Source organism: Halodesulfovibrio marinisediminis DSM 17456 (assembly GCF_900129975.1).
GTDB lineage: Bacteria > Desulfobacterota > Desulfovibrionia > Desulfovibrionales > Desulfovibrionaceae > Halodesulfovibrio > Halodesulfovibrio marinisediminis.
Genome location: NZ_FSRG01000005.1, coordinates 542,080 through 555,270 on the forward strand (window position 1 = coordinate 542,080; position 13,191 = coordinate 555,270).

General features: G+C 46.1%; 12 protein-coding genes. 6 read left to right on the forward strand and 6 right to left on the reverse strand.

The window, feature by feature from the left end; genetic code table 11:
* Positions 1 to 267 precede the first annotated feature (267 nt).
* Genes mqnE through BUR09_RS10365 form a run of 3 tightly spaced genes read left to right on the forward strand, consistent with a single transcriptional unit; the run spans position 268 to position 3,355 of the window.
* Entirely contained in the window at positions 268 to 1,392 is a 1,125-nt protein-coding gene (mqnE, locus tag BUR09_RS10355) for an aminofutalosine synthase MqnE (RefSeq protein ID WP_074216857.1), read from the forward strand.
* Position 1,393: 1 nt separating this feature from the next.
* Positions 1,394 to 2,506 carry a cyclic dehypoxanthinyl futalosine synthase gene (gene mqnC / locus BUR09_RS10360; protein WP_074216858.1) on the forward strand — a complete coding sequence of 371 codons (1,113 nt, stop codon included), beginning with the start codon at positions 1,394 to 1,396 and terminating at the stop codon, positions 2,504 to 2,506.
* A 3-nt stretch (positions 2,507 to 2,509) separates the two neighbouring features.
* Complete coding sequence (locus BUR09_RS10365) at positions 2,510 to 3,355, forward strand: menaquinone biosynthetic enzyme MqnA/MqnD family protein (RefSeq protein WP_074216859.1); 846 nt, start codon at positions 2,510 to 2,512, stop codon at positions 3,353 to 3,355.
* Between the two features lie 325 nt (positions 3,356 to 3,680).
* On the opposite strand, the gene BUR09_RS10370 is transcribed toward BUR09_RS10365, so the two are convergent.
* The 4 genes from BUR09_RS10370 to BUR09_RS10385 form a co-directional block, all read right to left on the reverse strand.
* Positions 3,681 to 4,538 (reverse strand): AraC family transcriptional regulator, encoded by an 858-nt coding sequence (locus BUR09_RS10370; protein ID WP_074216860.1) that lies wholly within the window; start codon positions 4,536 to 4,538, stop codon positions 3,681 to 3,683.
* A gap of 109 nt (positions 4,539 to 4,647) precedes the next feature.
* Complete coding sequence (cobM, locus tag BUR09_RS10375) at positions 4,648 to 5,427, reverse strand: precorrin-4 C(11)-methyltransferase (RefSeq protein WP_074216861.1); 780 nt, start codon at positions 5,425 to 5,427, stop codon at positions 4,648 to 4,650.
* Positions 5,428 to 5,448: 21 nt separating this feature from the next.
* Entirely contained in the window at positions 5,449 to 6,678 is a 1,230-nt protein-coding gene (locus tag BUR09_RS10380; protein ID WP_074216862.1) for a bifunctional cobalt-precorrin-7 (C(5))-methyltransferase/cobalt-precorrin-6B (C(15))-methyltransferase, read from the reverse strand.
* A gap of 41 nt (positions 6,679 to 6,719) precedes the next feature.
* Positions 6,720 to 7,832, reverse strand: a complete 1,113-nt coding sequence (locus tag BUR09_RS10385; RefSeq protein ID WP_074216863.1) for a cobalt-precorrin-5B (C(1))-methyltransferase — start codon at positions 7,830 to 7,832, stop codon at positions 6,720 to 6,722.
* A 158-nt stretch (positions 7,833 to 7,990) separates the two neighbouring features.
* Between BUR09_RS10385 and BUR09_RS10390 the strand changes: the two genes are divergently transcribed.
* The 3 genes from BUR09_RS10390 to BUR09_RS10400 are packed head-to-tail and all read left to right on the forward strand — an operon-like array spanning position 7,991 to position 9,619.
* Complete coding sequence (locus BUR09_RS10390; protein WP_074216864.1) at positions 7,991 to 8,473, forward strand: MauE/DoxX family redox-associated membrane protein; 483 nt, start codon at positions 7,991 to 7,993, stop codon at positions 8,471 to 8,473.
* Positions 8,474 to 8,511: 38 nt separating this feature from the next.
* Complete coding sequence (locus BUR09_RS10395) at positions 8,512 to 9,021, forward strand: rhodanese-like domain-containing protein (protein ID WP_245796728.1); 510 nt, start codon at positions 8,512 to 8,514, stop codon at positions 9,019 to 9,021.
* Positions 9,008 to 9,619, forward strand: a complete 612-nt coding sequence (locus BUR09_RS10400) for a C-GCAxxG-C-C family (seleno)protein (RefSeq protein ID WP_084539436.1) — start codon at positions 9,008 to 9,010, stop codon at positions 9,617 to 9,619. Before BUR09_RS10395 ends, BUR09_RS10400 begins: the two co-directional genes overlap by 14 nt.
* A 481-nt stretch (positions 9,620 to 10,100) precedes the next feature.
* On the opposite strand, the gene BUR09_RS10405 is transcribed toward BUR09_RS10400, so the two are convergent.
* Complete coding sequence (locus BUR09_RS10405; RefSeq protein WP_074216865.1) at positions 10,101 to 10,613, reverse strand: cyclic nucleotide-binding domain-containing protein; 513 nt, start codon at positions 10,611 to 10,613, stop codon at positions 10,101 to 10,103.
* A 35-nt stretch (positions 10,614 to 10,648) separates the two neighbouring features.
* Complete coding sequence (locus BUR09_RS10410; protein WP_245796729.1) at positions 10,649 to 13,096, reverse strand: ABC transporter ATP-binding protein/permease; 2,448 nt, start codon at positions 13,094 to 13,096, stop codon at positions 10,649 to 10,651.
* Positions 13,097 to 13,191: the final 95 nt, after the last annotated feature.

The window sequence follows — 13,191 nt, forward strand, 5'->3', positions numbered from 1 at the left end:
TGTTGTTTTTAAAGGTAACGCACTAAGTGCGGTTAGGTTGTACATATTCTTACGGTTGACATAGCGCGCATGCAAGCAGATACTCAGCCGGCCGAAGACCACACACATCAGTTACCGCTCGTTATTTATACGGTGCATTTATTGTTAGGTAAATTGGAACGTTTAGGTTTGCTTTTCATCCTGCGGTAGTAACAGTATGTCGGGATACTGTCTTTCGATAACGCATGGTGAGTGGTTGTTTTTAGTAGACATCTGGAGACCGTGATTATGTTAGATGCTGATTACTATGCCCGTCTGGGATTGGGCAGTGTATTTGAAAAGGTCATGAACGGTGAGCGCCTTTCCATTGAAGATGGTAGAAAGCTTTTCGCTTGTGAAGACATAAACGCCCTTGGCGCGTTGGCGCATCATGCGCGTACCCGTCTGCATGGAGATTCCACGTATTATGTTCTTAACCGTCACGTCAATTACACAAATGTTTGTGTAAATGCCTGCCTTTTCTGTGCCTACCAGAAAGAAGAAGATGAGCAGGAAGGTGCATTTCGTCTGAGCGTAGATGAGATTGTAGCTAAGCTTGATCCTAAAGACGGTCTTCCATACGATGAAGTACATATTGTTGGCGGCTGCCATCCAAAGTTACCACTGAGCTTTTTTGAAGAAGCCATTATACGCATCAAAGAAACTTACCCAGGTATTATTGTAAAAGCATTTACGGCTGTAGAGATTGCACACTTTGCTGAGCTTGAAAATATCTCTACTCAGGAAGTACTTGGGCGTTTGAAAGCTGCCGGCCTTGAAGCCATGCCGGGCGGTGGCGCAGAAATTTTTGCACCTGAAGTACGTGAAAAGATTTGTCCAAGAAAAGCAACAGGTGATGAATGGTTGAATGTTGCGCGTGAAGCACACAACCTTGGTATCACCTCAAATTGCACCATGTTATTTGGACATCTTGAATTAATTGATGATCGCTTGGATCACCTTGACAAGTTGCGCAGACTTCAAGACGAAACAAACGGCTTCTCCTGTTTTATTCCGCTTCCATTCCTTACTGAAAACAGCATGCTTGAGCTTCCAGAAGAACGCAAAGGCAAGCACACAGGGCTTGATAAGCTCCGCACCATCGCAGTTTCCCGACTCATGCTGGATAACATTCCGCACATCAAAGCATACTGGGTTATGCTTGGCGTAAAGCTTGCGCAGGCTGCACTACACTTTGGTGCTGATGATCTTGACGGAACTATTGTTGAAGAGAAAATCGGTCACGATGCAGGGGCACAGTCAGATCAGGCTATGACCATCCCGCAGCTCGAGGAGATGATTGTTCGTTCCGGTTTTAATCCGGTTCGTCGTAACAGCTTCTTTAAGCCAGTGAAAGTAGAGCAGGAGGCATAGCATGTTTGTTCATAGTCCATTTCATGAAAACGACGCTGTAATTGAAGTTTCTAAAAAAGTTCTTCGCGGTGATCGTATTGATCGTGGCGAGGCTCAGGTTTTGTATAATGAAGCAAGTCTGCATACGCTTGCCTACCTTGCAAACCACGTACGTTTTGCAAAGCATCCTGAGCGGATTGTAACATACGTTGCAGATCGTAATATCAACTATTCCAATATTTGTAGCTGTGCTTGTCGATTCTGTGCATTTTATGTTGCACCGGAAAAAGCTGACACCGAAGGCGGTTATGTTATTAGCCGTGAAGAGCTGGGGCAGAAGATAGAAGAAACCATCGCACTCGGTGGTACTCAGATTCTTATGCAGGGTGGTCATAACCCGAACCTGACCATGGAATTTTATGAGGATATGATCCGCTGGATTAAAAAAACATATCCTTCCATCCACGTTCATGCATTCTCCCCACCAGAAATTGTATTCTTTGCAGAGAACGAAAAGTTGCTCGTAAAAGACGTTATCGCGCGTCTTCGTGCAGCTGGTCTTGATTCTATTCCAGGTGGTGGTGCAGAGATTCTTGTGGATGAAGTCCGTAAACAGGTTTCTCCTAACAAATGCAGCGCAACACGCTGGCTTGCTGTTATGGAAGAAGCTCACTACCAAGGCTTGAATACAACCGCGACTATGATGTTCGGGCACGAAGAATCACTTGATGACCGCATTGAACATCTCTTTGCTGTGCGTGAAGTACAGGATAGAACAAACGGCTTCACTGCGTTCATCCCTTGGACATTCCAGCCGGGCAATACCAACATTACTTGTCGTCCTGAGCCAAGTGCCGGTTACCTGCGTGTGCTTGCCATGTCCCGTATCGTTCTTGATAACATCGAGAATATTCAGGCTTCATGGGTTACAATGGGTCCAGAGATTGCTCAGCTTTCTCTTTCTTACGGTGCAAACGACTTCGGTTCATTAATGATCGAAGAGAACGTTGTTGCGGCGGCAGGTACATCATTCCGTCTCACTCGCGAGGAAATTCATGACATTGTTGAAGCAGCCGGTTTTACTCCAAAGCAGCGTACAATGGATTACTCTCTTGTAGAGAACAAGGAAGCGTAACCCGTGCAGAAACCTGCAAAGAAACTGCGCGTTGGTCGCATTCGTTATCTGAACGTACTTCCTATCTATCATCCACTGGAAACGGGGCTGCTCGGTGAAAACTTTGACCTTGTTTATGGCACTCCAGCAGAATTAAATGAACAGATGGACGCGGGAAATCTAGACGTATCTTCTTGTTCTTCCTTTGAGTATGCACGGCATCCGGAGAAGTATTTCCTTTTACCGGACATCGCCATTGGTAGCGCCGGTCCTGTAATGAGTGTGTTACTCATCAGTCAGAAGCCTATCTCAGAGCTTGGTGGAGAAGAAATACTTACTACAGCTCAGTCGCATACATCAGCCGCGCTTTTGCGTATGCTTTTCCGTGATTGTCTGAAGCTTGATGTATCTTACAAAACTGGTTCTGTGTCTGACTACATTGATCGTGGTGAGCTTCCGACAGCAGCACTCTGCATCGGTGACGAAGCACTGCGTCTCAGAAATGACGACCGCTATCCGTATCGCCTTGATCTTGGTGAAGCATGGCGCGAATGGACAGGACTTCCGTTCATTTTCGGTGTCTGGATCGTGTCTCGTAAATCTGTCGAGTCCGGATGTTTTACACAGGATCCTGCAGAGCTTTTTCGGAATGCAAAGAACTGGGGTGATGAGAATATTCAGACCGTCATCGAGCTTGCAGAAAAAGCTGGCTACATGGACAAAGAAGGATTGACGCAATACTTCCAAAGTCTTGTCTATCATCTCGGCGAAGAAGAGCAGAAAGGCTTACGCTTGTTCTTCAAGCGGCTCGCCGAAGCAAATGAAATACCAGCAGCGCCGGAGCTTGAATTTTATTCGCACCAATGCTGATGCACGAAATGCCTCCGGCGGCCAGAGAACCTTTTTGAGAAAAGGCTTCTCTGGACTCTCCAAAAACTTTTAACTGCGAGGAACGTTCGTTAATGATGGTCTTCTCGCGGCTTATGCATCATTATCTTTCATATAATATAAAAGGTTGTCCTAATGAATTAGGGCAACCTTTTTTTTAAGAAAAACAAGTGCAATAAAGCCGTGTAAGGAAATGATGAACGAAATTCTTTCGCCTGATAAAAGTCTTTGGAAAGGGGTCTGGGGAAAACCTTTCCACAGAAAGGTTTTCCCCAGCCGTCGGAGACATAATGCTTGTCTTGACAGTCTACTTGAGCGGAATACGTAACTCTGTAAGCAACTCATCTTCTGGGGTGCTAGATGGACAATTGAGGTAGACTTCGAGCGGCGGGTGGTTTGTGAGCTCTTCACCGGAGTCGGGGAACCAGCTGCCGAGCATGGCTACGAAAGTTTCGGGTATTTTTGCGTATGATCCTTTGTGGATGCAGCATGCGTAGCGTCCACCGTGGATGGTGTACTTCTGTGCTTCGCCTGCGACTACGAAATCTTCTGGAATTTCCATGCATGCGTCATATCGGAGCTTTTCTGCTGGCGTTGTCCGTGGGTCATCATGCGATATGCCGAAGACTTGTCTGAAACTGCCATAGAGACCTTGTTCTCGAGCCCAGTTGCAGAGGGTGGAGAATGCGGTTTTGCATTCACTGTATGGGCCGATGTGGCGTGCCGCTGCTACGGTTATGGGTGCACATTTTTTTATTGTGACTTCGAGGTCAGTGTGCTGGGTGGGGGTATCCATTAATTTGCCTCCAGACAGAAAACTGTAGTCAGATTGCAGTCTTCTGAATTTGAGTGGTGAATAGGCGAATCGCTTTTTGAATGCGCGCGAGAATCCTTCCTGAGATTCGTACCCTGCGTCCAGAGCTATCTCTATGAGTGATGTTTCAGAAAAAAGTAGCTGAGTCGCGGCGCGTTGCAGACGCAGACGGCGTTGATATTCTTTTACTCCTTCACCGACTATTCCTGTAAAAATAGAGTGAAAATAGAGTGGAGAATATCCACATTGTTCCGCCAGTGATTCAAGGGGAACGGTTGTATTTAGATGTTCCTCTATGTATCGCTGCGACTGTGCTATCTGTTCGCGAATATGTACTTTCTTCGTGTTCATCTGATCCTATTTACCACGAAGCAAATTGTGTTTCTTGACCGTTTTTTAGAAAAAACTGCTTGAGGAATATTTTTTTGGGCAGGGTCCCCCCTGCCCGTTGTTTGTATTGCTAGTTTCTGAATCCGTGCAGGAATCCCGCATCGTAAAGCTTTGAGAAATGCTCTTCATTGTCTTCACCTGGGAGAACAAGGAAGACTGTCTGGCGCGTAAGGTTATGTTCTGCAACTGTTTCGCAGAGATTTCCAATTGTCGTACGCACGATTTTTTGTTCAGGCCAGCCTACTCGGTAGGCAACTACAACGACGATGTCGTCCTCAAGTCCACCAGCGCGCAGCTCTTCGACAAGGCGTTTCGGATGTGCTGCAGAAAGGTAGATTGCCATCGCGCAGCGGTGTTTTGCCATGTCGCGTAGTTTTTCGGTTTCCGGTACTGGCGTGCGTCCTTCGAGGCGGGTGATGATGACAGACTGTGACTCTTCCGGCACGGTGAGAGAGGTTGCAGAAGCTGCCGCGGCTGCAAAGCTTGCAGTTACACCAGGAATAGTGCCGTAGCCGATGTCTTCTTTGTCCAGTAGACGCATTTGTTCACGGATTGCACCGTACAGGCTAGGGTCGCCAGTGTGTACACGGGCAACAGTGCCACCCTTACGGACTGTTTCTACAACTGCGGCGTGTGTTTCTTCAAGACTCATTGGAGCAGAATCCATGATTGTTGCAGACTCTTTTGCACCTTCAATGATGACTGTCGGTACGAGTGAACCGGCATAGAGTACGAGATCCGCCTCTGCAATCATGCGGGCGCCTTTAACAGTGATGAGTTCGGGGTCACCGGGGCCTGCACCGATAAACCATACTGGTGCGCTCTTCCATTCAGGACGTGTGGTTGTCATATATATTCCGAGTAACGTTTTCTAATCTGATTGTTTTTCAGGCACTGGTTTGCGTGCGCTGATGATAAATATTGGGTTCATACTGTCGAGTCGGATGTCGTCGGCAAGCGGACGAGATGCGGCCGCTTGGATCATTGTAACATCGTACTCCCAGCCTATAGTTTTGAAGTGATTTTTAGCCGCTTCAAGACTTGAGAGCAGGGTACTGTTTACAACGATGATTCCGTTGCATTGGAGTCGTTCACAGAGTGGAGCGAGGAGAGTTGTGTTAGACCCTAGCCCGCCGCCGATAAAGATTCTGTCCGGAGTTGGCAGGTCTTTTATACATTCCAGAGCATCGCCGTGCAGTACATCCATATTGACGGCGCCAAAGCGTGCCCGATTCTGACGGATGAGCGCAACTCGTTTGCTTTTGCGTTCAACTGCATAAACGGCACCTTTCGATAGGAGATGGGCCGCTTCTATGCTGACAGAACCGCTTCCTGCCCCAATGTCCCACATGGTGTGATGTGGCTCCAATTCCAACACGCCGAGAGAGGCAGAACGTACAGGGCGTTTTGTAATGAGCTTGCGCTCGGTTGCAAATTGGGAATCTGGAATACCTATTCGCAATGGCTGTTCCGGTTGTCCGGTACGTTCAAGTAGTACGGCATTGAGTTTGGAAAAGCTGCGGTTGCTAGCTTCTTCCAATGTACAGTCGGAAATTTGTTCTTCATCTGTCCCCATGTTTTCAAATATACCGATGTTGAACCATGTAACCCCTCTGTCCAGCAGTCTCTGGGCGATGACTGCAGGAATGTTGGTGTCATCTGTGAGCACAGTAATATGATCATGCTGCATGAGTGCTGTATAGAGCGGGGTGTAGTCATTGCGCCCGTGTAGGGACAGCATGCGCATGTTTTGCCATGAGATGTTTGCTCTCGAAGCAATAGCTTGCACTGTGGCTGTGTTGGGATGCACTACTACGTTTTCAGAGCCGAACTCTTTAATGATTCGTTCACCGATGCCGAAGAACAACGGGTCACCGTCTGCAATAACAACAACTTCTTTTCGTGCGTTGTAGCTGGCAGCCATAGCTGCAAATACATCGGATAATGGTGCTGTAACGGGAATGGTTTCTACATCAAGATCGACAAATGCTTCCAGTTGGCGTTTTCCTCCAACAAGTACATCTGCAGTTGTAATAATCTGTTCGTGAATTTCAGGAAGCGTGTCGGGATCAATCCCAAGACCAACTACATGAATAGCCATAATCCCTCCAGCAGGTTTCCGGTTGCAACAATCTGGTACCACTAAACAACTGTAAGCAGTGTGCCATCAAAATCAAATAGATAGACAGTAATATTGACGCTGTTTTTTGCCCATGCATGTGCGGTGTCACGTGCAATGATAGCGATGTGTTGTAAAGCAGCTTCTTTTTGAGGATCATCGTTGATGATGTCCAACACTTGCCGTGCCGTGTTGGCTCCTTCAATTTCAGCAATCAATGTATCGTTGATACCTGCCTCGCGGCACCATTGTGCGAGTAGTATGAAATCAATGGGGGCTGTTTTCGCATGCGTATAGGCGTGTCCTTGTGCCAGCTTAACCAGTTTCCCGAAGAAGCAAGACCAAGCCGCGCACTTGAAGCCTTTATCTGCAGCTGATTCCAGAGAGAACTGTACAAAGTCTGCAGCCTGTATAAAGGCCAGCTCCTTCCATTCCGGTAGTCTTTCCATAAGCAACCGTTCGCTACGTCTGCCCGTGGAAAAACCAACGCATTCGGCACCAGCCGCAAGTGAGACATCCATTCCTTGCAGAATAGTCGCTTTCCAAGAACTGTGGCTGTATGGCTTTACTGTTCCGCGGGTTCCGAGAATGGATATGCCGCCAAGAATTCCGAGTCTGGAGTTCATGGTATTCTTTGCCCGTTCTTCTCCAAGGGGGACTTCTATACGAACACGCACGCCGCCAGTATATCCGGCTGCATTGCATGCTTCACGAACTGCTGCTTTTATTTGTTCCTGTGGTTCAGGATTAATTGCAGGGTTTCCTGCAGGTACGGGTAAACCTGGGAGTGTGACTTTCCCGACGCCTTTCCCGCCTTCGAGGATAATATTTTCTGTGTTAGGAAGTAACGATACGTGTGCTTCAATGTGTAAGCCATTTGTTGCATCAGGGTCGTCACCACCGTCTTTTATAACGCTGCCCATAGCACAATCTTCTTTAAGGCAGACGGTGTGGATCGGAATTTCCAGTCGCTGATTTGGCGCATCAGAAGCTCCGTTTTCCGGTAAAAACGGTGGAAGGGCAATTCCCAGCACGTTTACGGTCTGCTGCATAAGCAGCAGGCGGAGTGCTGCACCGGCTGCTGCCGATGCTGATGAGCCTGTTGTATAACCTTCTCGTAGTCTCTTTTTAGGCATGCCCAACCTATACTGCCGTGCGGTTTAAATTGCAAAAACATTAGTCGGCCAGTCATCTATAACTTTGACTGCAGTCATAGATAAATCTGATACAACGAAGTGATTGTAATGGGTATTATCGATTTGATTAAAAACATCAGGGTGATAAAAGGGTGATTATGAGTGTGCTCGATAATATTTCCTCACGTATTTTTCAACGCACTACAGTTGTGCTGGTAGTGCGCTTGCTGCTCGGCGCTGTGTTTGCGTATGCGGGAGCCGCAAAGCTTTGGGATATACGTGGATTTGGTATCATCATTGAAGAATTTGGCGTGGTCCCTTTGTGGTTGCTTCCGTATGTAGCCTTCGGACTTCCGTTTTTTGAAGTCCTCGCTGGCCTCGGCCTTATTCTGAATGTGCGTGGAAGTTTACCCGCTATTACTGCCATGACGTTGGCGTTTTTGGCAGTGCTTGGCTATGCCATGCATGAAGGACTTGTTATTGCTGACTGCGGCTGTTTTGCCGCAGGTGAAGTTCCTTCCGGATATGATGATGGTAGTGCGTTGCGCGAGGCATTCATTAGGGATGTAGGCTTATTGGCTGCTTGTTGTTTTTTATTTGTTTCTTCAATGCGAAGAAATCAGACTGCCCGAGTTTTGTAGTCGTTGTATACAAAAAGATATTTTGACTGGAGTGTGTTGTGCGTAAGATTTTAGTTTGTTGTGTGTTGCTGGTTGGGGTTGTTATGTTGAGTGGATTCATGGGCATTGGTGAATCCGAAGTGGAACTTGAAGGGAAATCTATCAAACTCGTTAAAGAAGTGCAGCGTGGTGATTATGACGTTATTTCCTCTAAGGATTTGAACGATGCGCTTGGTAAAAGTGACATGCTCATCATTGATACAATGCCTTACGAAGCTTCCTACAAAAAAAATCACATCCCTGGTGCAAAACAGTTTTTATTTCCTATTCCAGATATGAAGAGTTGGGACACCAACGAAACAGCAGGAAAAACTCAAGCAGATTTTGAAGCACTGCTTGGTCCAGACAAAGATCGTATGCTTGTATTCTACTGTGGTTTTGTAAAATGTACCCGTTCTCATAACGGTGCCATGTGGGCACGTAAACTTGGCTATACCAATGTATATCGTCACCCTGGTGGTATTAAGGCATGGAAAGAAGCCGGATACCCTGTAGATGAAGTTAAATAAGTATTCTGCGGTGTCGCTTGCTGACACTGAATTGTCTCCAGAAGCAGAAGCTATTGTTGAAAAGTTGAAGCTTCAAGCGGAGAATCTTTTTGAAACGCGGGCACTGCTATGTGCTGAGGCGGTTCTAGTTACTTTGAATGAAGCTTTTGACGGCTCTCTTTCTGAAGAGGAAGCCATAAACCTTGGTTCAACCTTCTGTATGGGAGTAGGCACAGCCGGTTGTATGTGCGGTGCACTTGCAGGCGGGCTTGCTTCAGTGGGGATGTTCACAGGAAAGGGGCGTCTCGCAACGAGTAATGCGTACGCCCGTGAATGTGGCAAGGATCTGCATGATGCGTTTGTAAGAAATCACAAATCCTCATGCTGTCGTACCCTGACTCGCCATGTTAAAGATGATTCAGCAAAGCATTTTGCGCAGTGTACTATGCTTACTGGGAATGCCACCGAACTTGCTGCACGTATTATTATTGCAGAGCGTGGCGGGAAGCTTTTTAAGCAACCGGCTCGTCCTCCACTTACTAAAGTACAGGTTCTGGGAATGCGGATAGGAAGCGTCTTTCGGAGCCTGTGTAGAAAATGTGCAGCTGTATATCGGTAGATTCACAGTAAGAGTAACGTAATAAAAAATGCCGTATGTGTTACATACGGCATTTTTTATTGTTCGTTGGGGAACGTTGGAGAAGAAAAGGGTTGGCGAACCGGCAAGGTGTGGGCAAGCCGGTTCGCCGACCGAGAGATCTTATATATGTTGCAGGCATATATTTAAAGACAGAGGAGAAGACCACTGTTCTCTCGGTGAGCAGTCTGTCAAACGCGGGCTAGTCGATGACAGACTGGAGTGGCAATGAGCGCACCCGAAGGTGCTGCAGAGAGAAAGTTGTAGCTACACCTTGTAGCTTGATTCGGTTGTATACTCAATCAACATCGGTGGCAAGTTAAAAATAACAGCATTGGTGGTGGAAAATATAGCAATGCCTATGTGATACTGAATTGTTACTGCTGGTTATAACAAAAATGGTAAAAAGTGCACGTGGGAAAAAACGTTGTTAGTTTTTGTAAAAAAAGAGTGTCGCTGCTTTTTAAATTAAACTTACTCCATATCTGCATGGGCAACTTTCAACTGTCGCTGCCTCGATTAAGCATCCCTTTTCCCAATGACTTATTCGGTCTGCTATAATTTTCAGGAATATTTTTGCACTTTCTGGATCTTTATCAAGTTCGCTTAGTCCTTTAGGGCGTGGAAGAATGAGACAGGTTGCAGGAGTAAGTGCTTTTACAGAGAAAAGGCGTTCTGTATCGGCAATAAGTGCCAGCGTACCGAATATTTTTCCCTGACTGATTGTTCCGTGTGTACTTGTTTTATCCATATAGCTGTGGGTGATAGAAAGTGATCCTTGAACAAGTAAGTATGCTTTATTGTCTACGTCGCCTTGATGAAAAACGTGTTCTCCAACTTGATAGTTCATGCGTTTTACCAGCAGGGCGTAAGAGCGAAGGCGTTCTACCGGTATTTTAGAGAAAATCTCTGCTTTAAGCAGTAGATCGAGGTTCTTATCGTATTCACAGGATGGAGCATTGGTGTCTGTATTCATGGTTACTCCTGAATTATTTGTAAGGTTGTGAGCGGTTATGATGCACCATGTACAAGTTCGTAGAGGGCCCCTTTTTGTTCTATGAGTTCGGTGTAGGTGCCTTGTTCAACAAGTTTACCGCTGCGTAGTACTGCCACTTTGTCATATCCCGGAAGTGTGTCGAGTCTATGTACAACAGACAAGATAGTGGCTTTGCCCTTGAGCATCTTCTCCATAACATTCTGAATGCGTGCTTGTGATGCATTATCAAGAGCGGATGTGGCTTCATCAAAGATATAAATTGGCGGTTGCTTGAGGAAGGCACGTGCGAGTGCAATCTTCTGGCGTTGACCGCCTGAAAGGTCTTCGCCCATATTGCCGACATTATGTTCCAGACCAATTTCAAGGATGGTTTCCAATACACCTTCAATAATGAGCAGCTGGTTCATATGTTGCTGCACACGGTCCTCAGCACCCGCGTTATCAAGCTTGATATGTCCATAAGCAATATTATCCATGATTGTGAGGGCATGCTCATAGCTTTCACGGCAGTAGGTGTTAAACGTATCTGGCATGTGATTATCCATATACGTTTTGAACGAGGTACGTATTTCACTTATTGAATTGAAGATTTTTTCAGGAATCGAAGCAATTGAATGCTGGCTTAAAGTAAAGTTGAGGCTCAGGTAGAGGAGTGCTCCGCGGTCTTCATCATCCAGTTTAACCAGCCCTTCTTCCAGTGATTGCGCTTTGTGTAACTGCTCTACAATGCGATTGTAGGCTGGAAGTTCTTCCAACGGGACTGGACTGCGTTGTAGCAGTTCCTGTTCGTCAGGGGCGTTGCGGATAAGTTCAATGGTTCGAGTGGCAATAAGACAGCCAAGCAGTTCAAGTTGTAGAAGCAGGTTAGCCTCTTTCAGGAAGGCTACAAACTGAGGTACCTTGTGCAGGTTTGACAGGGTGATGTTTTCATCACGTGAAGCACCGAAGATAATATTCTCTGCGATAGACGCGTATTGCAGGTAGTTTTCTGGATCGAAAAATTCAATATCGTTGCTGAGCTGAGCACCATGCAACTGCTGGAATTGTTCACGGGCACGAATGAGGCTTTCGATTAACTCAGGAGGGCTGTCCTTCTTCAATGTTGTGCGTAGACCAAAACCGAGCACATCAACAAAAAGACCAACCTGTTGGACGACCTCAATAAGTCTGTCTAGATCCGGCAGGTTCGGTTCTGTTTCACCCCGTTGTCGCATGAGCGCTTCACTGCTGTATACAAGGTTGTTTCGGATTGTGCCGTCAAAAATGAAAGGATGTTGGGCAACAATCCCCATGTTTTCTGCAATGTCTTGTTTGGACATTTGCGAAACTTCATGCCCGTCAACCTGCACACTGCCGCCGGTATATCGCAGCATCTGACTTACGGCACCTGCAAGGGTGGATTTGCCACTGCCTGAGAATCCTACAAGCGCTAGATGTTCACCGGCGTTAATTTGCATATTGATATTGTCCAGCAAGCGGATATTAGTCCCGATGGTGAATGACAAGTCTTTAATCAGAATATTTCCTTCCAATTTGTAGACATCGCGGTCAACAGGAACTGAAGGAAATTCTGCCATTAGATCAAAGTAGTCCATGACCTGTTTATAACGCACAACGCAGTCCTGATAGAGCTGGTAAAACTCCATAAGCTCTTTCCACGGGTCATAGAGCTTTTCGTATGCAGATAGAAAAGCAACCAGGGCACCTAATTCAAATCTTCCTTCAATTGCAAGGTAGCCACCGACAAGAAAAAGAAAGAATGGTCCCAGAGATTGGAACAGATTGTTTGTAAACTTGATGCCAAATTTAACTATGAGCAGTCGGTATGTGAGGTCATAGAGCCAGCGTGCAGCCTTACGGAATTTATTTTCTTCAAGCGAGAACGCACAGTTTCCTTGAATCTCATGAATCCCCGTTGTGGATTCGCTGATGATACTGCTTGTACTCCGTAAGCTGTTTGTTCTCTGGCGGTTCAGCTTGTTATATTTACGTTGTAAAATTGGAATAACAATCATTTCAACAGGGTATATTGAGATGGAGATTGTTGCGAGAATGGGGTCGAGGTAGAACATATATCCAGCAAATGCGAAGAATGTCAGAATATTTACCAGAGGTGCTGAGATAGCTGCTCCTGCAAATGTTGCCATCGGGAGTAGCTCTGTCATGAGTGTGGAAACGACAAGTCCAGGGGAAGTTCTGCGAAAGAACGGCATCGGTAGGGTTAGGATGTGGTCGTAGAGATGTTTTCTGATTCTGTAGAGAGTATTTTCCCCGACTTTTGATTGAAGAATATTGATAGCGTATTTAAGTACACCGGCTAAAAAAACCGCAGAGATATAAATCATACAGTAATAGATAAGTGCATCGATTTTTTTCAACTGAATAGCTTCAGAAACGATGCGCTTTTGCATTTCAATAGGAACAAGCCGCATGCCTACTGTTATGACAATGATCGTAATCATTGTTAGCTGCAGGGGTTTATTTTTATGTAATACCCAAAAGTACATGGAACGCTTTGTAATCGGGGGGAGTTTTTCAGCCATGCTTAGTATCCTTT